22 protein-coding genes are annotated in these 22,973 nt (G+C 69.2%); 12 read left to right on the top strand and 10 right to left on the bottom strand.

All coding sequences use genetic code 11. The features are described from left to right. Positions 1–38: 38 nt before the first annotated feature. On the top strand, positions 39–905 hold the full coding sequence (locus IE108_RS02180) for a GNAT family N-acetyltransferase (protein WP_064728783.1): 867 nt from the start codon (positions 39–41) through the stop codon (positions 903–905). Between the two features lie 129 nt (positions 906–1,034). Here IE108_RS02180 and IE108_RS02175 read toward each other — a convergent pair whose 3' ends face one another. Together IE108_RS02175 and IE108_RS02170 are read right to left on the bottom strand one after the other, a co-directional pair. Further along, on the bottom strand, positions 1,035–1,454 hold the full coding sequence (locus IE108_RS02175) for a GlcG/HbpS family heme-binding protein (protein ID WP_064728784.1): 420 nt from the start codon (positions 1,452–1,454) through the stop codon (positions 1,035–1,037). 129 nt (positions 1,455–1,583) lie between these two features. Beyond that, positions 1,584–2,798: an MFS transporter gene (locus tag IE108_RS02170; RefSeq protein WP_064728785.1), complete on the bottom strand. Its 1,215-nt coding sequence runs from the start codon at positions 2,796–2,798 to the stop codon at positions 1,584–1,586. Between the two features lie 140 nt (positions 2,799–2,938). Between IE108_RS02170 and IE108_RS02165 the strand changes: the two genes are divergently transcribed. Beyond that, on the top strand, positions 2,939–3,403 hold the full coding sequence (locus IE108_RS02165) for a MarR family winged helix-turn-helix transcriptional regulator (RefSeq protein ID WP_064728786.1): 465 nt from the start codon (positions 2,939–2,941) through the stop codon (positions 3,401–3,403). Between the two features lie 29 nt (positions 3,404–3,432). Then, positions 3,433–3,885: a GNAT family N-acetyltransferase gene (locus tag IE108_RS02160; protein WP_064728787.1), complete on the top strand. Its 453-nt coding sequence runs from the start codon at positions 3,433–3,435 to the stop codon at positions 3,883–3,885. Positions 3,886–3,965: 80 nt separating this feature from the next. Here IE108_RS02160 and IE108_RS02155 read toward each other — a convergent pair whose 3' ends face one another. Together IE108_RS02155 and dnaB are read right to left on the bottom strand one after the other, a co-directional pair. Further along, on the bottom strand, positions 3,966–5,351 hold the full coding sequence (locus tag IE108_RS02155; RefSeq protein ID WP_064728789.1) for a serine hydrolase domain-containing protein: 1,386 nt from the start codon (positions 5,349–5,351) through the stop codon (positions 3,966–3,968). Positions 5,352–5,403: 52 nt separating this feature from the next. Then, a complete protein-coding gene (dnaB, locus tag IE108_RS02150; RefSeq protein WP_064728791.1) occupies positions 5,404–6,882 on the bottom strand; it encodes a replicative DNA helicase in 1,479 nt (492 codons plus the stop codon). Between the two features lie 459 nt (positions 6,883–7,341). Here dnaB and IE108_RS02145 point away from each other — a divergent pair, with 459 nt between their 5' ends. Continuing rightward, positions 7,342–8,679 (top strand): MATE family efflux transporter, encoded by a 1,338-nt coding sequence (locus IE108_RS02145; RefSeq protein WP_189397560.1) that lies wholly within the window; start codon positions 7,342–7,344, stop codon positions 8,677–8,679. Between the two features lie 114 nt (positions 8,680–8,793). Here IE108_RS02145 and rplI read toward each other — a convergent pair whose 3' ends face one another. The 4 genes from rplI to rpsF all read right to left on the bottom strand — a co-directional run bounded on the left by rplI (position 8,794) and on the right by rpsF (position 10,509). Next, positions 8,794–9,240, bottom strand: coding sequence for a 50S ribosomal protein L9 (gene rplI, locus IE108_RS02140; RefSeq protein WP_064728793.1), 447 nt, complete (start codon positions 9,238–9,240; stop codon positions 8,794–8,796). Positions 9,241–9,258: 18 nt separating this feature from the next. Next, positions 9,259–9,495, bottom strand: a complete 237-nt coding sequence (gene rpsR, locus IE108_RS02135; protein ID WP_003949403.1) for a 30S ribosomal protein S18 — start codon at positions 9,493–9,495, stop codon at positions 9,259–9,261. A 44-nt stretch (positions 9,496–9,539) separates the two neighbouring features. Continuing rightward, positions 9,540–10,142, bottom strand: a complete 603-nt coding sequence (locus IE108_RS02130; protein ID WP_064728794.1) for a single-stranded DNA-binding protein — start codon at positions 10,140–10,142, stop codon at positions 9,540–9,542. A 76-nt stretch (positions 10,143–10,218) separates the two neighbouring features. Beyond that, entirely contained in the window at positions 10,219–10,509 is a 291-nt protein-coding gene (rpsF, locus tag IE108_RS02125; RefSeq protein WP_003975025.1) for a 30S ribosomal protein S6, read from the bottom strand. A 276-nt stretch (positions 10,510–10,785) separates the two neighbouring features. Here rpsF and IE108_RS02120 point away from each other — a divergent pair, with 276 nt between their 5' ends. The 3 genes from IE108_RS02120 to IE108_RS02110 all read left to right on the top strand — a co-directional run bounded on the left by IE108_RS02120 (position 10,786) and on the right by IE108_RS02110 (position 13,443). Beyond that, entirely contained in the window at positions 10,786–11,091 is a 306-nt protein-coding gene (locus IE108_RS02120; protein WP_064728795.1) for a hypothetical protein, read from the top strand. 137 nt (positions 11,092–11,228) lie between these two features. Next, positions 11,229–12,350 carry a peptidoglycan bridge formation glycyltransferase FemX gene (femX, locus tag IE108_RS02115; RefSeq protein ID WP_064728796.1) on the top strand — a complete coding sequence of 374 codons (1,122 nt, stop codon included), beginning with the start codon at positions 11,229–11,231 and terminating at the stop codon, positions 12,348–12,350. 61 nt (positions 12,351–12,411) lie between these two features. Further along, a complete protein-coding gene (locus IE108_RS02110) occupies positions 12,412–13,443 on the top strand; it encodes an alanine racemase (protein WP_064728797.1) in 1,032 nt (343 codons plus the stop codon). A gap of 67 nt (positions 13,444–13,510) precedes the next feature. On the opposite strand, the gene IE108_RS02105 is transcribed toward IE108_RS02110, so the two are convergent. Together IE108_RS02105 and IE108_RS02100 are read right to left on the bottom strand one after the other, a co-directional pair. Beyond that, positions 13,511–15,016 (bottom strand): glycosyltransferase family 87 protein, encoded by a 1,506-nt coding sequence (locus tag IE108_RS02105; protein ID WP_064728798.1) that lies wholly within the window; start codon positions 15,014–15,016, stop codon positions 13,511–13,513. Between the two features lie 130 nt (positions 15,017–15,146). Further along, positions 15,147–17,504 (bottom strand): transglycosylase domain-containing protein, encoded by a 2,358-nt coding sequence (locus IE108_RS02100; protein WP_064731854.1) that lies wholly within the window; start codon positions 17,502–17,504, stop codon positions 15,147–15,149. Positions 17,505–18,138: 634 nt separating this feature from the next. Here IE108_RS02100 and IE108_RS02095 point away from each other — a divergent pair. From IE108_RS02095 to IE108_RS02075, 5 genes are all read left to right on the top strand, one after another. Continuing rightward, positions 18,139–18,816 carry a PadR family transcriptional regulator gene (locus IE108_RS02095; protein WP_064728799.1) on the top strand — a complete coding sequence of 226 codons (678 nt, stop codon included), beginning with the start codon at positions 18,139–18,141 and terminating at the stop codon, positions 18,814–18,816. 44 nt (positions 18,817–18,860) lie between these two features. Next, complete coding sequence (locus IE108_RS02090) at positions 18,861–19,943, top strand: inositol-3-phosphate synthase (protein WP_064728800.1); 1,083 nt, start codon at positions 18,861–18,863, stop codon at positions 19,941–19,943. A 78-nt stretch (positions 19,944–20,021) separates the two neighbouring features. Next, positions 20,022–21,284 carry an MFS transporter gene (locus IE108_RS02085; RefSeq protein WP_064728801.1) on the top strand — a complete coding sequence of 421 codons (1,263 nt, stop codon included), beginning with the start codon at positions 20,022–20,024 and terminating at the stop codon, positions 21,282–21,284. A 46-nt stretch (positions 21,285–21,330) separates the two neighbouring features. Further along, on the top strand, positions 21,331–21,915 hold the full coding sequence (locus tag IE108_RS02080) for an LppU/SCO3897 family protein (RefSeq protein ID WP_064728802.1): 585 nt from the start codon (positions 21,331–21,333) through the stop codon (positions 21,913–21,915). 254 nt (positions 21,916–22,169) lie between these two features. Continuing rightward, positions 22,170–22,937 carry a hypothetical protein gene (locus IE108_RS02075; RefSeq protein WP_159394616.1) on the top strand — a complete coding sequence of 256 codons (768 nt, stop codon included), beginning with the start codon at positions 22,170–22,172 and terminating at the stop codon, positions 22,935–22,937. The last annotated feature ends 36 nt before the right edge of the window (positions 22,938–22,973 follow it).

Here is a 22,973-nt window from a genome sequence, read left to right as displayed (position 1 = left end):
GTGGACGCGGACGCCCCCCGTCGGACAGCCTGACCTGCGTGCCGACACCTTCGCCCGCCTCCGCACCGATCCGCCGTCTGACGCTCCGCGATCTCACCGCCTGCGCCGACCTGTCCGAGGACCGGGGGTGGCCGCGCGAGGAGCACAAATGGGGGTTCCTCCTCACCGCCGGAAAGGGGTACGGCATCGACGACCCGGGCGGCGGTCTCGTCGCCGCCTGCACGGTCACCGAGTACGGCCCGCACGAACAGCCCTCGCTGGCCGCCATCGGCATGGTGCTGGTCGCCGAGCGGCACGCCCGCCGGGGCATCGGACGCAGGCTGATGCGGCACGTCGTCGCCGCGCTGGGCACCACCCCGCTGACCCTGCACGCGACCCCCTTCGGCCGGCCGCTCTACGAGGAGCTGGGCTTCAAGGTCACCGGCCGGGCTCTGATGGTCCGCGGCCGTTTCGCACCGGCCGGATCCGGGTCCGGCATCGCCACGCGGGCGGCCACCGCCGAGGACCTCACCGCGATCGTCCGGCTGGACGAGGAGGTGTTCGGCGCCGACCGCACCCACATCGTCACGAGGCTGCCCGCCTTCGCGGACCAGCTGCGCGTGGCCGAGGGCGGCGGCCGGATCATCGGGTACGCCGCGGCCTGGCCGAACATGGACACCCACGTGGTGGGCCCGCTCATCGCCCGGGACACCGAGACCGCCAAGGCGCTGATCGCGTCCCTGGCCGCCCGCACCGACCGGCCGCTGCGCACGGACATCGACGCACGGCACGAGGAGTTGCTGGCCTGGGTCCAGGAGCGGGGTCTCGCGGTGATCGCGCCGAACGCCGTCATGACGTACGGCATCACCGACCTGCCCGGGGACTGGAACCGCCGGTTCGCACCGGTGACGGTGGCGGCGGGCTGAGCCGCGGCGCGCCGACCGCGCATACGCACGATGCCGGTTCCCGGAGACCCGGGGACCGGCATCGTGCGTACGGGGCCGTTGACGGCCGAGGGCGGGCGTCCGTGACCGCCTGTCGTCAGGCGAGGGCCGTCAGGAGAGCGCCGTGACGGCGGCCGAGGCGAAGCCGTGGTCCTGCTCGGGCGCGCCGCCGCCCACTCCGATCGCGCCGATCAGCCGGCCGTCCCGGTGCACGGGCACGCCTCCCGCGATGAACAGCAGGGGCCGGTCGAGCGCCGTCGGGAGGGTGTGGAAAAGGCCTCCGGGCTGCACCGCGTCGACGAGGTCGGCGGTGGGGGCGTCCAGCTGGAGCGCGGTGTAGGCCTTGCGCGTGCTGGTCTCGCCGGAGATCAGGACGGCACGGTCGTCGCGGCGGAAGGCGAGCAGGTGGCCGCCCGCGTCCAGGACGGTGACGCTGACCGTGACTCCGGCGGCCTCGGCGGCGCGGTGGGCGGCGGTGACGAGGGCCTCGGCGTCCTGGATGGTCAGCGGGGCGACAGCGGTGGTGCTCATGGGGTTCTCCTTGATCGGTGCCCGGTGGGGCGGTGGTGGTGCGACTCGGCGCCGGAGCGGTGCTCGGGTGGACGCCGGGCGGGGTGGGGCGCGGGTGCGAGGACGGTGCCGGACCCGCGCCCGGGATGGTCAGTGGTGGACTGCCGCGGCTCCCCGCTCCGCGGCCGCGGGGACCGCCTCGTCCGCGGCCGGGGCGGCGGACTGCCGCCGTTCGAGAGCGGAGGAGAGGACGGCGAGGAGCAGGGCGGCGGCGGCGAGTACGGCTCCGACCCAGTTCGGAGCGGTGTAGCCGAGGCCGGCGGCGATGACGACGCCGCCGAGCCAGGCGGACAGCGCGTTGCCGAGGTTGAAGGCGCCGATGTTCACGGCGGAGGCCAGCGTCGGGGCGCCGTGCGCGTGGTCCAGCACCCGCTTCTGCAGCGGCGGCACGGTGGCGAAGCCCAGGGCGCCGATGAGGAAGACGGTCACGGCGGAAGCGATCTTGTCGTGCGCGGTGAGGGTGAACAGGGCCAGTACGACGGCCAGAGCGCCCAGCGAGATGTACAGCATCGGCATCAGGGCGCGGTCGGCGAACTTCCCGCCGACGAGGTTGCCGCCGACCATGCCGAGGCCGAAGAGGACCAGGAGCCAGGTGACGGAGCCGTCCGCGAAGCCCGCGACGTGGGTCATCATCGGCGCGATGTAGGTGATGGCCGCGAAGACGCCGCCGAAGCCGAGGACGGTCATGGCCATCGCCAGCAGGACCTGGACGTTGGTGAACGCGGCGAGTTCGTGCCGCAGCCGCACACCCTCGGGCTTGGGCACGTCGGGGACCAGCTTGGCGACGCCGGCCAGACCCACGACGCCGAGCGCGGCGACGACGGCGAAGGTCACGCGCCAGCCGGCGGACTGCCCGATGAGGGTGCCCAGCGGGACGCCGACGACGTTGGCGACGGTGAGGCCGGTGAACATCATCGCGATGGCGCCGGCCTTCTTGTGCGGGGCGACGAGGTCGGCCGCGACGACCGAGCCGATGCCGAAGAAGGCGCCGTGGGCGAGGGAGGCGACCACGCGGCCGATCAGCATGACGGAGAAGGCGGGGGCGACGGCGGAGAGCAGGTTGCCGACGATGAACAGGCCCATCAGCAGCATCAGCATCCGCTTGCGCGGGATTTTGGTGCCGAGCACGGTCATCAGCGGGGCGCCGAACATCACGCCGAGCGCGTATCCCGTCACCAGGAAGCCCGCGGTGGGGATGGAGACCCCGTAGTCACTCGCGACCTCGGGCAGCAAGCCCATGATCACGAACTCGGTCGTTCCGATACCGAAGGCCCCGATCGCGAGGGCCAGAAGCGCGAGAGGCATGGAGGGGTACACCTTCCCAGACGATTGCAGGAGCGCTTTGCGTGCGTTCACAATAGTTGCAGACGCGGGCTATATGCAAACGCCGTCTATTGCGCTTCTGGTCTACCCTGGTGTCAGCCGCTCCGGGACGGAGGAACCACATGACAGCGACGGACCCCGCGCTCACCGCCCTCTCCCAGGGCTGGTGCGCACTCTCCCTGCTGCACGGGAGGATCGAGGCCCACATCGAGCGCGCCCTGCAGGCCGGACACGGCCTGAGCGTGCGCGAGTACTCCCTGCTCGACGTGCTCAGCCGGCAGCACGAGGGCGAGGGCGGGCATCTCCAGATGAAGCAGGTGGCCGACGCCGTCGTCCTCAGCCAGAGCGCGACCACGCGCCTGGTCACCCGGCTCGAGGACCGCGGCCTGCTCGAGCGCTACCTGTGCCCGACCGACCGGCGCGGCATCTACACCAACGTCACCGCGGCCGGTCAGAAGCTGCTGGACGAAGCCAGGCCCTCCAACGACGCCGCGCTGCGCGAGGCCCTCGACGGGGCTGCGGCCAACCCCGACCTGGCTCCACTGGTCCGGGCCGTGGAGACCCTGAAGGCACCGGTGCCCGCCTAGGCCACGGCTCCCGGACCTAGAGTGCGGTCATGGCAGATCTTGAAATACGCCGGACCACCGCCGCCGACGTCCCCGCGGTCGTCGCGATGCTCGCCGACGATCCGTTGGGCGCCGAGCGCGAGTCCCCCGACGACCTGGCCCCGTACGTGGCGGCCCTGGAACGGCTCGACGCCGATCCCAATCAGCACGTGGTCGTCGCCGTCCGCGACGGCCGGGTCGTCGGCACCCTCCAGCTGACGATCGTGCCCGGCCTGTCCCGGCGCGGCGCCACCCGGTCGATCATCGAGGGCGTGCGCATCCACGCCGACGAGCGCGGCGGCGGCTTGGGCACCCAGCTCATCGAATGGGCGGTCGACGAGTCCCGGCGGCAGGGGTGCCATCTGGTGCAGCTCACGTCGGACAAGTCCCGCACCGATGCCCACCGCTTCTACGAGCGTCTGGGCTTCTCGGCGTCGCACACGGGGTTCAAGCTCCAGCTGTGAGCTGTGCCCGGTCCGGTGCGCGGAACATCCATGGGGCCCTGTTTCACGTGAAACAGGGCCCCATGGACTGTGGCTGACGCCTAGCCGATCCCGCGCCAACCCTCGGGGTCCACCCCGCCCGGCACGGATGCCCCCGCGTCGTACGGCTGCCGGGTGAAGACGAACGACCCCAGGTCCAGGTGGCTCACGCTCCCGTCCGGACGTCGCACCGCCCGGAGCAGTTCCCCCGCGTAGTAGCCCTCCAGACCCGTCCAGCTCCCGTCGGTGTTGGCCCGGAAGCGCGAGCGGCGCCCCTGACCCGACAGGGGCTCCAGCGAGACTCCCCCGTCCGGGGTGAGCCGCAGGGCGAAGGCGTGGGTACCCCAGTACCACTGCCCGGCCAACTCCAGCACGGCGGCGTCGGCCTCGGGCAGCGGGCGCCACGGTTCGGGGATCCGCGGTTCCGCCTCCGCGACGATGCGCACGAGGTCGGCGCCCACCCCGCCGAGCAGCGGCCCGGACGTGCAGTTGGTCAGCACCACCGCGGCGATGTCGTCGTCCACGGAGAGGGTGAGGTTGGCCAGGAAGCCGGGCAGGGAGCCGGAGTGCCCCACGAGCAGACGCCCGTCCCGGTGCTGGATCTGGAGTCCCAGTCCGTACGCCGCGCCGTCCGCGACGTCGGCGGCCTCCATCGCGGCGGCGGGCGCGCGCATCTCCCGCACGGTGTCGGCGCCGAGGACGCGGTCGTCCCCCTTCGCCAGGAAGACGGCGAACCGCGCCAGATCTCCGGTGGTGGACCAGAGTTGACCGGCCGGAGCCATCCTGCCGAGATCCTCGGCCGGCTCGGGCAGCATCACGTCCGCCCACGGATGCACGGCCCAGCCGCCCGCGTGCGGATCGCTCGGGCGCGTGCTCGTGCGGTGCAGACCCAGCGGCTCCAGCACCTCACGCCGGAGCACCTCCTCCCACGAGGCACCGCGCACCTGCGCGACCAGCGCGCCGAGGAGGGTGTAGCCGGGGTTGGAGTAGTGGTGCCGCCGCCCCACCGGGTGCAGGAACGGCTGCTTGCCCAGCACGTCGGCGAGTTCGGGCCGCAGAGACCCCGGCGTCCGCTCCCACCACGGTGCGGGCGACTCGGCGGCCAGCCCGCCGGAGTGGGCCAGCAGTTCGGCGATGGTGGCCTCGCCGGCTCCGGTGCCCGGGAGGTGCTTCTCCAGCGGGTCCCCGAGGTCGAGCAGGCCCTCGTCGCGCAGCCGAAGGACGAGGACGGCCGTGAAGGTCTTGGTGATCGAGCCGATGCGGTACTGCACGTTCTCGTCGGGACCGTGCCCCTCCACGGAGGTCCGCGCACCGTGCCAGACCGTCCGCCCGTCCCGGACGACCGCCGCCACGAGTGAGGGCGTGCGCCCCTCGGCCTGGGCCACGGCGATCCGGTGCAGCAGCTGCCGGCGGGTGGCGGGAAGCAGCTCATCCTGAGATGTCGTCATGGCCCCAGTCCACCGTCCGGGACGGCCCGCGTCGAGCCGATTTGGCCGGGGATCAGGTCTGAGCCATGTCCACGAACCGCGAGTAGTGGCCCTGGAAGGCGACCGTGATCGTCGCCGTCGGGCCGTTGCGGTGCTTGGCCACGATCAGGTCGGCCTCGCCCGCGCGCGGGGACTCCTTCTCGTAGGCGTCCTCTCGGTGCAGCAGGATGACCATGTCGGCGTCCTGCTCGATCGAACCGGACTCACGCAGGTCGGAGACCATCGGCTTCTTGTCGGTGCGCTGCTCGGGGCCGCGGTTCAGCTGGGAGAGGGCGATGACCGGGATCTCCAGCTCCTTGGCGAGGAGCTTCAGGTTTCGCGACATGTCCGAGACCTCCTGCTGACGGCTCTCGGCGCGCTTGGATCCGCCGGACTGCATCAGCTGCAGGTAGTCGATGACCACGAGCTTGAGGTCGTTGCGCTGCTTGAGCCGGCGGCACTTGGCGCGGATCTCCATCATCGACAGGTTCGGCGAGTCGTCGATGTAGAGCGGAGCGGCGGACACGTCGGGCATCCGGCGGGCCAGCCGGGTCCAGTCGTCGTCGGTCATCGTGCCGGACCGCATGTGGTGCAGCGCCACCCGCGCCTCGGCGGACAGCAGACGCATCGCGATCTCGTTGCGCCCCATTTCGAGCGAGAAGATGACGCTCGGCAGGTTGTTCTTGATCGACGCCGCGCGCGCGAAGTCCAGCGCGAGCGTCGACTTGCCCATGGCCGGTCGCGCGGCGATGACGACCATCTGACCGGGGTGCAGGCCGTTGGTCAGTGAGTCGAAGTCCGTGAAGCCGGTGGGCACACCGGTCATCTCGCCGCTGCGCGAGCCGATCGCCTCGATCTCGTCGAGCGCGCCCTCCATGATGTCGCCGAGCGGCAGGTAGTCCTCGCTGGTGCGCTGCTCGGTGACGGCGTAGATCTCGGCCTGCGCGCGGTTGACGATCTCGTCGACGTCGTCGTCGGCCGCGTATCCCATCTGCGTGATGCGGGTGCCGGCCTCCACCAGGCGGCGCAGGACGGCCCGCTCGTGCACGATCTCCGCGTAATAGGCGGCGTTCGCGGCCGTGGGCACGGTCTGGACGAGGGTGTGCAGATACGAGGCGCCGCCGACCTTGTTGATCTCACCGCGCTTGGTGAGCTCGGCGGCGATCGTGATGGGGTCGGCCGGCTCGCCCTTGGCGTAGACGTCGAGGATGGCCTGGTAGACGGTCTCGTGGGCCGGCTTGTAGAAGTCGTGGCCCTTGAGGATCTCGACGACATCGGCGATGGCGTCCTTGGACAGCAGCATGCCGCCGAGGACGGACTGCTCGGCGTCCAGGTCCTGCGGGGGGACGCGCTCGAAGGCCGGTCCGCCGCCGTCCCAGGAGCCGTTGTCCGAGCCGCGTTCGTGCTGGTCCTCGCGGCTGCGACCGCTGTCACCGCGGCGCCGGGAGGCAGGCAGACGATCGCTGGGGCCGCTGTCGGCCCACGGGTCGTCCAAGGGCTCGGAAATGCTCACCGAGCCACCTCCTCCCGTCCGCCGAGCGGACCTCGCCGTGCCCCTCATTTCTACGGCACGGCACTGACAAATAGGACGCCCAACTCCGGTTCTGGCGCGTCGGTTTTGTGACGATTCACAGGGCGACGGACGGAGCGGGCGCCGGACTACCGTAGGCCTCCCGGCACCGTCAGCCAATCTGGTTATCCACAGGCCATGTGGACGACGGGCCAGATGCTGTGGAGAACTCCGGAAAACCTGTGCACGACCCGGTGGACAGCCCTGTGAACAAGCCCGCCCACCCCTCAGGCAAACCCCGGTGACCTGCTATTTCACCGTCCACCGCCTGTGCAGGAGAAAAACTTTCCCGGTCAGCCCAAGATCACTTCGAACCGTGCCCAGAAGTGCACGGGGTGAGACGACGAGTAAGGGACACAATGGCGTTGCATCTCTTACCTGTGGACGATTAGATTGGTGCTCATGACACAGGCCCCCGCGCGTCCCCGAACCGTCCGGCGCCGGCACGACCGCGAGATCGTCGCGCTGGCCGTCCCGGCCTTCGGTGCGCTCGTCGCCGAGCCGCTCTTCGTGCTGGCCGACAGTGCGATCGTCGGCCACCTCGGCACCGCGCAGCTCGCCGGCCTCGGGATCGCCTCGGCCCTGCTGACCACCGCCGTCAGCGTCTTCGTCTTCCTCGCGTACGCCACCACGGCGGGCGTCTCCCGTCGGGTGGGGGCGGGTGACCTCCAGGCCGCGATCCGCCAGGGCATGGACGGCATCTGGCTGGCGCTGCTGCTCGGAGCGGCCGTCATCGCCGTCGTCCTGCCCACCGCTCCCTCCCTGGTGGAGCTGTTCGGCGCCTCGGACACCGCCGCTCCGTACGCCATCACCTACCTGCGCATCTCTTCCCTCGGCATTCCCGCGATGCTCATCGTGCTCGCCGCGACCGGCGTCCTGCGTGGACTGCAGAACACCCGGACCCCGCTCTATGTGGCCGTCGGCGGTTTCGTCGCCAACGCCCTCCTCAACGTCCTGCTCGTTTACGGCGCCGGCCTCGGTATCGCCGGCTCCGCCTGGGGCACCGTCATTGCCCAGTACGGCATGGCCGCCGTATATCTGTGGGTCGTGGTGCGTGGAGCCCTGCGCCACGGGGCGTCCCTGCGACCCGACCGTGCCGGCATCCGGGCCTCCGCGCAGGCAGGCGCTCCGCTGCTCGTGCGCACGCTCTCGCTGCGGGCGATCCTCATGATCGCGACGGCTGTGGCCGCCCGGCTCGGCGACGCCGACATCGCCGCCCATCAGATCATCCTGTCCCTGTGGAGCCTGATGGCCTTCGCCCTCGACGCCATCGCCATCGCCGGCCAGGCCATCATCGGACGCTATCTCGGCGCGGGAGACGCCCAGGGTGCCCGAGAAGCCTGCCGGAGGATGGTCGAGTGGGGTGTCGCGGTCGGCGTCGTACTCGGACTGCTGGTGGTGCTCTCGCGTCCCGCGTTCCTGCCCCTGTTCACCGGCGACTCCGCGGTGAAGGACGCCGCGCTTCCCGCCCTGGTCATCGTGGCGGTCGCCCAGCCGATCTGTGGCGTGGTCTACGTCCTGGACGGCGTGCTCATGGGCGCGGGCGACGGACCGTATCTGGCGTGGGCGATGCTGCTGACCCTGGCGGTCTTCACTCCCGCGGCGCTTCTCGTCCCCGCGATCGGCGGAGGGCTCACCGTGCTCTGGGCGGCGATGACGTTGATGATGACGATGCGGCTCGTGACGCTGTGGCTGCGGACCAGGTCGGGGCGGTGGATCGTCACGGGCGCGACGCGCTGAGCGTTTCACGTGAAACCGGCCGTGAACCCGCCGTTTCACGTGAAACAGAAACGGGGCCGTATCTCCCGGGTCGGGAGATACGGCCCCGTCTCATCGCTTCAGCGAGAGCCGAGCTCAGGCAGCGACGACCTCGACGCTGACCTTGGCGTCAACCTCGGGGTGCAGACGCACGGACGTCTCGTGGGCGCCCAGGGTCTTGATCGGCGAACCGAGCTCGATGCGGCGCTTGTCGACGTCGGGGCCACCGGCAGCCTTGATCGCCGAGGCGACGTCGGCCGGGGTGACGGAACCGAAGAGACGACCGGCGTCGCCGGAGCGGACGGCCAGACGGACCTTCACACCCTCGAGCTGGGCCTTCACCTGGTTGGCCTGCTCGATGGTCTGGATCTCGTGGATCTTGCGAGCACGACGGATCTGCTCGACGTCCTTCTCGCCACCCTTGGTCCAGCGGATAGCGAACTTCCGCGGGATCAGGTAGTTGCGAGCGTAGCCGTCCTTGACGTCGACGACGTCGCCCGCGGCACCGAGGCCGGAGACCTCGTGGGTGAGGATGATCTTCATGTGTCGGTCACCCTTCCCTTATCGCGCGGTGGACGTGTAGGGCAGCAGCGCCATCTCACGGCTGTTCTTCACGGCCGTGGCGACGTCACGCTGGTGCTGGGTGCAGTTGCCGGTCACGCGGCGGGCACGGATCTTGCCGCGGTCGGAAATGAACTTCCGCAGCATGTTCGTGTCCTTGTAGTCCACGTACGTGACCTTGTCCTTGCAGAACGCGCAGACCTTCTTCTTCGGCTTGCGCACAGGCGGCTTAGCCATGATGTTTCTCCTGTGTGATCAAGAAGTGTGGGGTGGAGCCCGCCCTAGAAGGGGGGCTCGTCCGAGTAGCCGCCACCGCCGCCGCCGGAGCCGCCGGAGCCACCGCCCCAGCCGCCGCCCTGACCGCCGCCACCCTGCTGGCCACCGGCGGGAGCGCCGGTCGCCCAGGGGTCGTCGGCCGGAGCGCCGCCGCCCTGCTGGCCGCCACCGGGGCCGCCGCCCCAGCCGCCGCCACCCTGGCCGCCACCGCCGCCGTAACCGCCCTGGCCTCCGCGGCCCTGGCCCGAGGTCTTGGTGACCTTGGCCGTGGCACTGCGCAGGCTGGCGCCGACCTCGTCGACGTCCAGCTCGTAGACCGTGCGCTTGACGCCCTCACGGTCCTCGTAGGACCGCTGCTTCAGCCGGCCCTGCACGATGACGCGCATGCCTCGCTGGAGCGACTCGGCGACGTTCTCCGCCGCCTGGCGCCAGACCGAGCAGGTGAGGAACAGGCTCTCGCCGTCCTTCCACTCGTTGGTCTGGCGGTCGAAGGTGCGGGGGGTCGACGCGACACGGAACTTCGCGACGGCCGCACCGGACGGGGTGAAGCGCAGCTCGGGGTCGTCGACAAGATTGCCGACGACCGTGATGACGGTCTCGCCTGCCATGGGGGTACCTCTCGGCGGGTTTGCTCTGGCTGCTTGCTTGCTGCTACTCGAATCCCGGGATCGGCTGAGCGGAAGCTCAGTGCATCTCGGGACGGAGGACCTTGGTCCGGAGGACCGACTCGTTCAGGTTCATCTGGCGGTCGAGCTCCTTGACGACCGCAGGCTCGGCCTGCAGGTCGATGACCGAGTAGATGCCCTCGGGCTTCTTCTTGATCTCGTACGAGAGACGACGACGGCCCCAGGTGTCGACCTTCTCGACCTTTCCGCCGCCGTCACGGACGACAGAGAGGAAGTTCTCGATCAGCGGGGAGACAGAACGCTCCTCGAGATCGGGGTCGAGGATGACCATCACCTCGTAGTGACGCATGTGGAACCCACCTCCTTTGGACTCAGCGGCCACGGTCGTTCCGTGGCAGGAGGGTTGCGATGCGTTGGCACCGGTATCAGCGAGTAAAGCAGCCCCCACTGACAATCGGGCCTCCTCTGGGAGGCGGCCCGGCAGCGAAGGCAGCAGACACCAGTGCAGAAGGTACAGAGTACCCGGCCGCGCGCTTGCGGTTGAAATCCGCCCCTGAGGGGACACAATCGATACCCAGCGGATGTGATAGGGCGACGACGCACTGCCTTCGGCAGGAGGTTCCCCATGGCACAGATCATGCGACCGGCGAGGCCCCGGACCGGGCTGCTGGCCACCGACGGCAAACCGCACCCCCTCCAGCACGCGCTGCTGGCGGTGACCGTGGTGCTCGGCGTGCTCGCCCTCGCCACGGCGAGCTTCCGGGGGCTGCACGTCCTGACCTCCTGGGCCGGACTGCTCGGTGTCCTGACCGGCGGATACGGCCAGTACGTCTCCGAGACGACGCGGGAGCGCTTCGGTCTGATCCTGGGCCTGGGAGCGTCCGCGGTCGGCCTCTTCTTCGGCATCTACCACGGCGGACTCCTCGGCTGATCCTTTTCGCCGCCCGGCCGCCGGGACCCCCCTTCCAGCCGTACGCCGGACGGGGCGCTCAGCGGGCGCAGTAGGCTTCGCGCGAGAGCCGGAGCCCCTGTACCCATGGGGACACACCAGCCCGAGGAGCGCCCCGAATGAGCCTGACCCTGAGGACCATCAGTCGCGAGCAGCATCTGGCATACATCCAGAGCCTGCCGGCGGCTAGTCACATGCAGGTCCCGGCATGGGCAGACGTGAAGGCGGAATGGCGCTCGGAGAACCTCGGCTGGTTCGACGACCGGACCGGTGAGCTGGTCGGCGCGGGTCTGGTGCTCTACCGCCAGCTGCCCAAGATCAAGCGCTACCTCGCCTACCTCCCCGAGGGCCCGGTCATCAACTGGTTCGCGCCGAACCTGCAGGAGTGGATGGAGCCCATGCTGGCGCACCTGAAGCAGCAGGGCGCCTTCTCCGTGAAGATGGGCCCGCCGGTGATCATCCGGCGCTGGGACGCCACGTCCATCAAGAAGGGCATCCAGGACCCCGACGTCAAGCGTCTGCGGGACATAGAGGCCGACCACATCGAGCCGCGCGCCTTCGAGGTGGCCGACAAGCTGCGCCGCATGGGCTGGCAGCAGGGCGAGGACGGCGGCGCCGGCTTCGGCGACGTGCAGCCCCGTTACGTGTTCCAGGTGCCGCTGGCCAACCGGTCGCTGGAAGAGGTCCACAAGAACTTCAACCAGCTCTGGCGCCGCAACATCAAGAAGGCCGAGAAGGCCGGCGTCGAAGTGGTCCAGGGCGGCTACCACGACCTGGAGGAGTGGCAGCGGCTGTACGAGATCACGGCCGTGCGCGACCACTTCCGGCCGCGCCCGCTGTCGTACTTCCAGCGCATGTGGGCGGCCCTCAACAACGAGGACCCCAACCGCATGCGGCTGTACTTCGCGCGGCACAACGGGGTCAACCTGTCGGCGGCGACCATGCTGGTCGTCGGCGGGCACGTCTGGTACTCCTACGGCGCCTCGGACAACATCGGGCGCGAGGTCCGGCCGTCGAACGCCATGCAGTGGGCCATGCTCCGCGACGCCTACGCGCTCGGCGCGACCGTCTACGACCTGCGCGGCATCTCCGACTCGCTGGACGAGAGCGACCACCTCTTCGGCCTGATCCAGTTCAAGGTGGGTACGGGCGGTCAGGCGGCCGAGTACCTCGGCGAGTGGGACTTCCCGCTGAACAAGCTGCTCCACAAGGCGCTCGACATCTACATGTCGCGCCGCTGACCGCGCACTCACCCCTCATCCCGCACCTCTGACAGCCACGAGAAAGGTTCCAGGTCCGGCCATGGCGCTCACGCTCTACGTCGACACCGCGCGCTGGCGGGCGCACCACAAGCACGTGCAGGAGCAGTTCCCGGGACTGGTCCCGGTCTGCAAGGGCAACGGCTACGGCTTCGGGCACGAGCGCCTGGCGGAGGAGGCCACGCGGCTCGGTTCGGACGTCCTGGCCGTCGGCACCACGTACGAGGCCGCCCGGATCAAGGACTTCTTCGGTGGCGACCTGCTGGTCCTGACGCCGTACCGGCGCGGCGAGGAGCCCGTGCCGCTGCCCGACCGCGTCGTGCGCTCGGTCTCCTCGATCGACGGTGTGTACGGCCTCGTCGGCGCCCGTGTGGTCATCGAGGTGATGTCCTCGATGAAGCGGCACGGCATCAGTGAGCAGGACCTGCCCCAGCTGCACGCCGCCATAGAGAACGTCCGGCTGGAGGGCTTCGCCATCCACCTGCCGCTCGACCGCACCGACGGCTCGGACGCCGTCGAGGAGGTCATCGGCTGGATGGACCGGCTGCGCGCGGCCCGGCTGCCGCTGCACACCATGTTCGTCAGCCACCTCAAGGCCGACGAACTGGCGCGGCTCCAGCAGCAGTTCCCGCAGACCCGCTTCCGCGCCCGGATCGGCACGAGGCTGTGGCTCGGCGACCACGAGGCCACCGAGTACCGCGGTGCCGTCCTGGACGTCACGCGGGTCGCCAAGGGGGAGCGCTTCGGCTACCGGCAGCAGAAGGCCGCCTCGGACGGCTTCCTGGTGGTCGTGGCGGGCGGTACGTCGCACGGGGTGGGTCTGGAGGCGCCGAAGGCGCTGCACGGCGTCATGCCGCGCGCCAAGGGCGTCGCACGGGCCGGCCTCGCCACGGTCAACCGCAATCTGTCGCCGTTCGTCTGGAGCGGCAAGCAGCGCTGGTTCGCGGAGCCGCCGCACATGCAGGTGTCGATCCTGTTCGTGCCCTCGGACGCGGCGGAGCCCACGGTGGGCGACGAGCTGGTGGCCCACCTGCGGCACACCACCACCCAGTTCGACCGCATCCTCGACCGCTAGCGCGCCGGCCGCGGCCTGCGGAACGGGCCGTACACGGAGTCTCCGTGTACGGCCCGTCTGCGTTCGCTCAGAGTGAACTGCCGGTCTGCCGGCGTGTGCCCCACTTCACCCGTGGCCCCTCGAAGCGGGCCAACCGCTCGGGCTGCGCCGCGGGTCCCAGCACGAAGACGTCCTCCGCACCGTCGAGCACACCGCCCGAGGGGTCGTCGTCGCCCGTCCTGCGCACCGGGTCGCGGTCCGGCATCAGGATGTCCCGCACCACCATCACGCAGAGGAACAGCGTCCCCAGCAGGTGCACGGCGATGGCCCAGTGGTAGCCGTCCGTGGGCAGGCCCTTGTGGGCGTCTCCGCTGGTCGTGTAGGCGAGGTACATCCAGATGCCGAGGAAGTAGGCCACTTCGCACGCCTGCCAGATCAGGAAGTCCCGCCACTTCGGCCGGGCCAGCGCGGCCAGCGGCACCAGCCAGAGCACGTACTGCGGTGAGTAGACCTTGTTGGTGAGGATGAAGGCGGCCACGATCAGGAAGGCGAGCTGGGCGAACCGCGGTCGCCGGGGAGCGGTCAGCGTGAGAGCCGCCACGGCCCCACAGCACAGCAGCATCAGCAGCGTGGCCAGCGTGTTGACGGTCTCGGTGCTCGGCGGGTTGTCGGTGTTCTGGACCAGGATCAGCCAGAAGGACCCGAAGTCCACGCCGCGCTCCTGGCTGAACGTGTAGAACTTCGACCAGCCGTCGAAGGCGAAGAGCATCACCGGCAGGTTCACCACGAGCCAGGCGCCGGCCGCCCCGGTCAGCGCCTTTCCGAACTCCCGCCATCGGCCCGCGCGCCAGCACAGGACGAGCAGGGGGCCGAGGATCAGGAAGGGATAGAGCTTGGCGGCCGTGGCCAGGCCCAGGAGCACACCGAAGGCCACCGGACGCTCCCGCGACCACATGAGCATCGCGGCGGCCGTCAGGGCGACCGCCAGCAGGTCCCAGTTGACGGTCGCGGTCAGCGCGAAGGCCGGGGCCAGGGCGACCAGCAGGGCGTCCCAGGGGCGGCGCCGGTGGGTGCGTGTGACGCAGACCGCGATGACGGCCGCGCAGGCCATGAGCATCCCGGCGTTGACCATCCAGTACCACTGCTCCTGGTCCTGGATGGTGCCGCTGCCCGGCGTCAGCCAGGTCGCGACCTCCATGAACACGCCGGTCAGCACGGGGTACTCCAGGTACTCCATGTCACCGGGGAGCTTGTCGAAGTACGGCACGAGCCCGTCGACGAAGCCGCGCCCCTGGTAGAGGTGCGGGATGTCCGAATAGCAGGCGTGCGTGTACTGGGAACTGGCGCCGAAGAACCAGGCCCCGTTGTAGCAGGGCGCCTTCTGGACCAGGCCGAGGGCGAACATGCCGATCGCCACGAGCGCGATCACCCGGACGGGGGTCCACCAGGACCTGCCGAGCAGGGCTCGCCGTCCCATGGGACCGCCGATCAGCTCGCTGCCGGCCGCGGCGACCGCGTCCTCCCTGGTCGGTGGCACCGTCTCCGGGTCGTGCACGCTCGCTGGCGTCGATTCTGCACTGGGCATGGGGCACATCCTGCCGTACGCACCTGGGAACAGGCGGGGGCCGCCGCACCCGGGTGGATGCGGCGGCCCCTGTTTCACGTGAAACTTGCGACTGTTCCCCGTGTTTCACGTGAAACAGTCAAGCCGGACGTTTGGGCAGCTAGCCGTTCGGCCCCCGGATGAATCCGCCGTCGTCCTCTTCCCCGGTCTCACTTGGTGACGTCGAGGGCGATGGACTGTTCCCGGTGCCCCCCGCGTCGTTGCCACCGTTCTGATTGCCGTTGTTGTCCCCGTCGTCACAGTTGAAGTCGAACGGGCCGCAGGACTCGGTCGGCGTGGGGGAGGGCGTGACCTCCGTCTTGCTGGGGGACGGCGTCGGCGAGGGACTCGGCTTCTCCTCCGTCTCGGAAGGAGTCGGAGTCGGCGTCGGCGACGGCGTGTCGTTGATGACCTCGCCGATGGGCTCGGGCTTCGGGAACTTCTCGGCCTTCTCGCCCTTCATCGCGTCTTCCATGTAGTCCTGCCAGATCACGGACGGGAAGGACGCACCGTGGATCTTCTCCTCGCCACCCGTTCCGTACATCTCCAGGAACGAGCGGTTCTTGATGGTCTCGTCGTCCGGGTAGCGGAACATGCTGATCGCGGTCGACAGCTGCGGCGTGTAGCCGACGAACCAGGCCGACTTGTTGCCGTCCGTGGTGCCGGTCTTGCCCGCGACCTCGCGGCCCGGCAGCTGGGCGTTGGTGCCCGTGCCCTTCTCGACGACGGTCTTGAGGACGTCCGTGACGTTGTCCGCGACCTTCGAGGTGAACGCCTGCTTGGTCTCCACCTTGTGGGAGAAGATCGTGCCGTCCGCGTTCGTCACCTTGGTCACGGAGAACGGCTCGCGCTGCTTGCCGCTGTCCGCGAAGGTGGCGTACGAACCGGCCATGCGGATGGCGCTCGGGTCGGAGACACCGATGGAGAACGAGGGGTATCCCGAACCCGCCAGGCTGTCCTCCAGGAGCCCCGCGTCGACCGCTGCCTCCTTGACCTTGTCCAGACCGACGTCCATGCCGAGCTGGACGAACGCGGAGTTCACCGACTCGCGCATCGCCTCACGGAGATCGATCTTGTAGTCGGGCGCCTCACCGACGGAGTCCTTGCCGTCGTTCTCCTGGCGCCACTGCTCGCCCTTCTCGTTCTCCCAGATCGAGCCGTCGTATTCCTTGATCTTGAGGTTGTTCTCACCGCTGTACAGGCTTTTCGGAGACACGACCGTGCGTTCGTCCTGGGCCTGGGTCTCCCCGAGGTCCGGATCACGGACGCCCCACTTCATGGCCGCCGCGAGCACGTAGGGCTTGAAGGTCGAACCGACCTGGGCGCCGGTGACGTCCGCGTTGTTGGTGAAGTGCTTGGTGGCGTCCTCACCGCCGTAGATGGCCTCGATGGCGCCCGTCTCGGGGTTCACCGAAGCCCCGCCGAACTGGACGTGGGTGTCCTTCTCGGGGCGCTTCTTGGGGTCGATGTTCTTCTTGTAGACCTTCTGTACGGCCTTCTCGAGATCGTCGACCTTCTTCTTGTCGAAGGTCGTGTAGATCGAGTAGCCGCCCTTCTCCAGCTGCTGCTCCGAGACCTTGCTGTTCTTGATCACGGAGGACTTGGCGAGCCTGACGAGATAGCCGATCTGACCGCTCAGCTGGGCGTTCGACTCCGGGTTCTTCCACTTGGGAAGGGTGGTGTACTTCGCCCGATCCGCCTGGCTCAGGTGCCCGTACTCGACCATCTTGTCGAGGGTGTCCTGCATCTGGGACTGGGCCCGCTTCTGGTTGGCCTCGGGAGTGGCACCCGGGTCGATCGAGGTCGAACCCGCCGGGTCGTAGTACGTGGCGCCCTTGAGCACCGCCGACAGGAAGGCGCACTGGCCGGGGTTCAGGTCGACGGCGTCCACGTTGAAGTACGCCCGTGAGGCGGCCTGGATGCCGTAGGCGCCACGGCCGTAGTACGCGGAGTTGAGGTAGCCCTCGAGGATGTCGTCCTTGGACACATCGGCACCGACCTTGATCGAGACGAAGATCTCCTTCACCTTGCGGGAGATCGTCTGCGACTGGTCGTTCAGCATCGCGTTCTTCACGTACTGCTGGGTGATGGTGGAACCACCCTGGGTGTCGCCGCCCTTGGCCATGTTGAACACGGCGCGGGCGATGCCCTTGGGGTCGATACCGCTGTCGGTGTAGAAGGTCTTGTTCTCCTGGGAGATGATCGCGTAGCGCATCTCCTTGGGGATCTGGGAGAGGTTGACGTTCTGCCGGTTGCGCTCGCCACCCGTGGCGACCATCCGGCTGCCGTCGGCCCAGTAGTAGACGTTGTTCTGCGCTGTGGCGGAATCGTCGACGACGGGGACGCCCACCATGGCGTAGGCGATGCCGGCGGCGGCGACAGCGGTGCCGAAGAAGCCGATGCACAGCCCGGAGACGAGCTTCCAGGAGGGCACCCAGCGGCGCCACCCGTCCCGGTCGTTGCGCGGATAGTCGATCATCCGCTTCTTGCCGGCCGCGGCGCCCATGGCAGCCGTCCGCCGGCCTCCACGTCCGGGCTCGGCCCCTCTGCGGCGGCCCCCACTCCGTTGTGCCGCACGCCGGGCTTCCGCGCGTCCGCCGTACGGACGCTCCTCACTCTCCGGACCGTACGAGCCGGACGGAGACCCTGTGGCGCCTCGCGGTGCCGCACGGCGGCCGGAGGACGAGCCGGACTGACCGCGTCGGGCCGCGGCACGTCCGCCTCCCTGCGGCTGCGGCGCTTTGCGACGGTGCTCGCTCATCGAACGACTACTCCTCGGGCAGGCGCACCTCTGCGCACCTGGTAAAGGCGGCTGGTTTCCGGTCCCCCCGAAGTACGGATGCGGCCCCTTCCGCATTCACCCGTACTGCACCAGGGACAGGGACGCCCCCGGCCGTCACTCGGTTCCCGGTGGTTTGCATGGCGCACAGACTACGCACCGTCAAAACCCCCGAGGCCCGAAGTTCACCTCAAATCAGGCAACTTGCTCACGATGAATCCCTGATGTGATCCCGTTCACGGCGCCCCCTCTTGTCGCACACGCCACCTCGTTCTATCGTGCTGATGTATCGAGTCGATACATCAGCGCGGCATAAGGGCGAGAGGAGGCGACGATGAGCCGGCGATCCGGCATCCTCGAGTTCGCCGTACTCGGCCTGCTCCGCGAGTCCCCCATGCACGGCTATGAGCTGCGCAAACGGCTCAACACCTCGCTGGGTGTGTTCCGGGCGTTCAGCTACGGGACGCTCTACCCCTGCCTCAAGACGCTGGTCGCCAACGGCTGGTTGATCGAAGAGCCCGGGAACATCGGCGAGGCCGCGGCCTCCCTCACCGGGCGCCGCGCCAAGATCGTCTACAGGTTGACGGCCGACGGCAAGGAACACTTCGAGCAGCTCCTGTCGCAGACGGGCCCGGACGCCTACGACGACGAGACCTTCGCCGCCCGCTTCGCCTTCTTCGGGCAGACGTCGCGTGACGTGCGCATGCGCGTGCTCGAGGGCCGGCGCAGCCGGCTGGAGGAGCGCCTGGAGAAGATGCGGTCCTCGCTGGCCCGCACCCGGGAGCGGCTCGACGACTACACGCTCGAGCTCCAGCGCCACGGAATGGAGTCCGTGGAGCGCGAGGTGCGCTGGCTGAACGAGCTCATCGAGAGCGAGCGGGCGGGGCGGGACCTGCGAGGTCCCGCCGCCGAGGGGACCGCACCACAGGACACGACATCTGGAGCGACGGGCGGCCTGCCCCGGCCGGGGGACGACCCCCGGCCGGATACGCCCGGCGACACCGCCACGTGAGCGCCCAGTCAGGGCCTCACTCGTACACACAGGGAGCAACCGGAATGGGTTCGGTTCGCGTAGCCATCGTCGGTGTGGGCAACTGCGCCGCGTCGCTGGTTCAGGGCGTCGAGTACTACAAGGACGCCGATGCGGCGTCCAAGGTCCCCGGGCTGATGCACGTCCAGTTCGGCGACTACCACGTCCGGGACATCGAGTTCGTCGCCGCCTTCGACGTGGACGCCAAGAAGGTCGGCCTGGACCTCGCCGACGCCATCGGCGCCTCCGAGAACAACACCATCAAGATCTGCGACGTCCCCAACAGCGGCGTCCAGGTCCAGCGCGGCCACACCCTCGACGGTCTCGGCAAGTACTACCGCGAGACCATCGAGGAGTCCGCCGAAGAGCCGGCCGACATCGTCAAGGTCCTCAAGGACAAGCAGGTCGACGTCCTGGTCTGCTACCTGCCCGTCGGTTCCGAGGACGCGGCGAAGTACTACGCCCAGTGCGCCATCGACGCCAAGGTCGCCTTCGTCAACGCCCTCCCGGTCTTCATCGCCGGCACCAAGGAGTGGGCGGACAAGTTCACCGAGGCCGGTGTCCCGATCGTCGGCGACGACATCAAGTCGCAGGTCGGTGCCACCATCACGCACCGCGTGATGGCGAAGCTGTTCGAGGACCGGGGCGTCGTCCTGGACCGCACGATGCAGCTGAACGTCGGCGGCAACATGGACTTCAAGAACATGCTCGAGCGCGACCGCCTCGAGTCGAAGAAGATCTCCAAGACGCAGGCCGTCACCTCGCAGATCCCCGACCGGGACCTGGGCGAGAAGAACGTCCACATCGGCCCGTCCGACTACGTCGCGTGGCTGGACGACCGCAAGTGGGCCTACGTCCGCCTCGAGGGCCGCGCCTTCGGCGACGTCCCGCTGAACCTGGAGTACAAGCTCGAGGTCTGGGACTCCCCGAACTCCGCGGGTGTCATCATCGACGCCCTGCGCGCCGCGAAGATCGCCAAGGACCGCGGCATCGGCGGCCCGATCCTGTCGGCGTCGAGCTACTTCATGAAGTCCCCGCCGGTCCAGTACTTCGACGACGAGGCCCGTGCCAACGTCGAGAAGTTCATCGCGGGCGAGGTCGAGCGCTGACGCGCGAGTAGCCGCCTCCGCGTGAGGTCCCCGGGTCGCGTGACCCGGGGACCTTTCCCGTATGTGAGGCTGTGCCCCATGGCCGTCGTCCGTGACCTGCGCGTCCTGCTGCGCCTGAAAGGCTTTCGGCGCCTGCTCGCCGTGCGTCTGCTCTCCCAGGGGGCCGACGGCGTCTACCAGGTCGCGCTCGCCACCTACGTCGTCTTCTCGCCGGAGAAGCAGACCTCCGCCGCCGCGATCGCCTCCGCCATGGCGGTCCTGCTGCTCCCCTACTCGCTGGTGGGCCCCTTCGCCGGCGCCCTGCTCGACCGCTGGCGCCGCCGTCAGGTCTTCCTGTACGGCAATCTGCTGCGCGCCGTGCTGGCCTCGGTGACCGCGGTACTGATCATCGCCTCAGTCCCGGACTGGCTCTTCTACGTCTCCGCGCTCTGCGTGACCGCCGTCAACCGCTTCGTCCTCGCGGGGCTCTCCGCCGCGCTGCCGCGGGTGGTCGACGACGAACGACTGGTCATCGCCAACTCGCTCTCCCCGACGGCCGGCACCCTGGCCGCGACGGCCGGCGGAGGCCTCGCCTTCGTGGTGCGCCTCGCGATCGCGGACTCCGACGCGGTCGTGGTGCTGCTCGGGGCCGTGCTGTACCTGTGCGGGGCACTGGCGTCGCTGCGCATCGCCGTGGAGCTGCTGGGCCCCGACCCCGGGCGCATCCCGCCGCGCGTGGCCACGGCCCTGGCGGGCACCGCGCGGGACCTGATCGCGGGGGTGCGCCATCTCGCCGCACCCGCACGCCGGGAGGCCGCCTGGGCGCTGGCGGGCATGACGCTGATGCGGTTCTGCTACGGCGCCCTGCTGGTCATGCTGCTGATGCTGTGCCGGTACGCCCTGACCTCGGACACCGAGGACGGGCTCGCCCTGCTGGGGCTGGCCCTGGGCGTCTCCGGGGCGGGCTTCTTCGCGGCCGCGGTCATCACTCCGTGGGCCGCGGGGCGGCTGGGTCCGGGCCGCTGGATGGCCGTGTGCGCGGGGGCGGCCGCCGTGCTGGTGCCGGTGCTCGGTCTGCCGTTCGCCACGGCGCCGCTGCTCGTGGCGGCGTTCGTGCTGGGACTGACGACGCAGAGCGCGAAGATCGCGACCGACACCGTCGTGCAGTTCTCGGTCGAGGACGCCTTCCGGGGCCGGATCTTCTCGGTCTACGACGTGCTGTTCAACGTCGCCTTCGTCGGCGCCGCCGGAGTGGCCGCGCTGATGCTGCCGCCGGACGGCCGGTCGGTGCCGCTGGTGCTGACGGTTGCGGTGGTCTACGGAGCGGTTGCGGCGTCTATGGCCCGGTTTGAGAGCCAGTAAGTGTCACATCAATGACACAGAGCTCCACCGGAGTGCGGAGTTGTCAGTGGGACCCGATAACTTACGTGCGTCTTATCTCGCGGCATGTCCGCGACACGTACCTATTTCAGGGGGAGCCCCAGTGACCACTCAGCCGCCGCCGCAGGGAAATCCGTTCGCCCAGGGCCAGCCGCAGGCCCCGCAGCAGCCCCAGGGCCAGAACCCCTACGCCCAGGCGCCGCAGGGCTTCCCGCAGCAGCCCGGTCAGCCCGGCATCCCCCCGCAGGGCGCGCCGTTCGGCCCGGTCCCGCCCCAGCCGGCCCGCCGCAAGCCGAGCTTCAAGACGATCAAGAACATCGTCATCGCCGTGATCGTCGTGGGCGTCGCGGTGGGCGGCTACATCGCGAGCAGGGACGACGCCCAGCAGGCCGCCGTGGGCGACTGCCTGAAGTCCGCGTCGTCGTCCTCCGACCGCATGGAGGTCGTGGACTGCTCCTCCTCCGACGCCGAGGGCAAGGTCCTCGAGAAGGTGAAGGGCCACTTCTCCTCGATCACCGCCGAAACCGAGTGCCGCAAGGTCGACGGCGCCACCGGCTTCTACGCCGAGACCGGCGACGGTGAAGAGTTCCTGCTCTGCCTCGGCGAGGTCTGAGACCGCCTGGGCTCTCCCTGGCTCCTGAGTTGGGGTCATGTTTCACGTGAAACCTGCCCCCGCCCCCACGGCGCCGCATCCATTGATGCGGCGCCGTCGCCGTTCCAGGAGAGCGGTGAACCTCTGCTCACGCTCAAGTCCCTTGATCTCGACTCCCGGCCAATGCCAAGATCACGAATAGGGCCTGACCAGCCCATTTCGCCAGGAATCTCATTCCGCAGACCAGTACGGCAACAGCTTCAGGGGGAAGCGTCGTGAACAAGTACGCCATCAGGGCTGCCACAGCAGCATTCGGCGCCGCAGCACTCACCGTCTGCACTCTCTCGCAGGCGTCAGCTTCAGAGCCTGCACAGGACGGCCCGGCAGCAAGTCCCGCCGCCTATGCCGACTACCTCGCGCACTCCCGTCAAGAGGGCGCTGCCGAAACCCTCAAGGAGTTCAACGCTCTAACGCCACGTGAGCAGGACCGGTTCATCGGCTACCTTCAGGACCCGTCCCTGTTCAAGGACTTCCTCGAACAGAGCACCGACGAGGATGGCTTGGATGCCACAGCCGACGGCACTCGGACCACTTCTCTGCGCAATGGGGACGTCTCTCTTGAAGCCCACCACTCCGCAAGCACCTTTGCGGCAACCGCGGCGAAGCGTCCGCTTCCCAAGGGCAACCACACGGTGACGAGATCCAACAAGATCAAGCTTCTCGGGGTCACCGTGATGGAGTTCAAAATCTGGGAGACCTTCTACAGCAACGGCCGCACCATCACCAAGGTGGTCGAAGCCGACGGTGGCAAGAAGAACTTCTCCGGTGTCGTCAAGATGTCGAAGGGCATCGCCAAGAAGCAGCTGGGGAAGCAGAGCTTCTGCAAGAAGGGCGGGTCCTGCAGTAGCGGAAACACCGCGGTCGCATCCATCGTCTGGGAAGGCGAGGCCGTTGTCTCCGGAGGGACCTTCCAGATCGACAAGAAGCAGACTCTGGTGTCCAACGTCTACGGCACCGCCACCAGCAGCCTCGTGAACGTCTAGACGCCGAGCACGGGCAGAACCGTGGAAGCGGGGCGG

Source organism: Streptomyces parvulus (assembly GCF_014648855.1).
Lineage (GTDB): Bacteria > Actinomycetota > Actinomycetes > Streptomycetales > Streptomycetaceae > Streptomyces > Streptomyces parvulus.
Note: the sequence above shows the minus strand (reverse complement) of the source record. Positions and strands in the feature narration are given on the sequence as shown.

Coding starts and splice junctions, on each gene's coding strand:
- IE108_RS02090 (WP_064728800.1), top strand. CDS start 18,861: ATGGGTTCGGTTCGCGTAGCCATCGTCGGTGTGGGCAACTGCGCCGCG.
- IE108_RS02100 (WP_064731854.1), bottom strand. CDS start 17,504: ATGATCGACTATCCGCGCAACGACCGGGACGGGTGGCGCCGCTGGGTG.
- femX (WP_064728796.1), top strand. CDS start 11,229: ATGAGCCTGACCCTGAGGACCATCAGTCGCGAGCAGCATCTGGCATAC.
- rplI (WP_064728793.1), bottom strand. CDS start 9,240: ATGAAGATCATCCTCACCCACGAGGTCTCCGGCCTCGGTGCCGCGGGC.
- rpsF (WP_003975025.1), bottom strand. CDS start 10,509: ATGCGTCACTACGAGGTGATGGTCATCCTCGACCCCGATCTCGAGGAG.
- IE108_RS02120 (WP_064728795.1), top strand. CDS start 10,786: ATGGCACAGATCATGCGACCGGCGAGGCCCCGGACCGGGCTGCTGGCC.
- IE108_RS02155 (WP_064728789.1), bottom strand. CDS start 5,351: ATGACGACATCTCAGGATGAGCTGCTTCCCGCCACCCGCCGGCAGCTG.
- IE108_RS02130 (WP_064728794.1), bottom strand. CDS start 10,142: ATGGCAGGCGAGACCGTCATCACGGTCGTCGGCAATCTTGTCGACGAC.
- IE108_RS02175 (WP_064728784.1), bottom strand. CDS start 1,454: ATGAGCACCACCGCTGTCGCCCCGCTGACCATCCAGGACGCCGAGGCC.
- IE108_RS02165 (WP_064728786.1), top strand. CDS start 2,939: ATGACAGCGACGGACCCCGCGCTCACCGCCCTCTCCCAGGGCTGGTGC.
- IE108_RS02160 (WP_064728787.1), top strand. CDS start 3,433: ATGGCAGATCTTGAAATACGCCGGACCACCGCCGCCGACGTCCCCGCG.
- IE108_RS02110 (WP_064728797.1), top strand. CDS start 12,412: ATGGCGCTCACGCTCTACGTCGACACCGCGCGCTGGCGGGCGCACCAC.
- IE108_RS02145 (WP_189397560.1), top strand. CDS start 7,342: ATGACACAGGCCCCCGCGCGTCCCCGAACCGTCCGGCGCCGGCACGAC.
- IE108_RS02105 (WP_064728798.1), bottom strand. CDS start 15,016: ATGTGCCCCATGCCCAGTGCAGAATCGACGCCAGCGAGCGTGCACGAC.
- IE108_RS02170 (WP_064728785.1), bottom strand. CDS start 2,798: ATGCCTCTCGCGCTTCTGGCCCTCGCGATCGGGGCCTTCGGTATCGGA.
- IE108_RS02095 (WP_064728799.1), top strand. CDS start 18,139: ATGAGCCGGCGATCCGGCATCCTCGAGTTCGCCGTACTCGGCCTGCTC.
- IE108_RS02085 (WP_064728801.1), top strand. CDS start 20,022: ATGGCCGTCGTCCGTGACCTGCGCGTCCTGCTGCGCCTGAAAGGCTTT.
- rpsR (WP_003949403.1), bottom strand. CDS start 9,495: ATGGCTAAGCCGCCTGTGCGCAAGCCGAAGAAGAAGGTCTGCGCGTTC.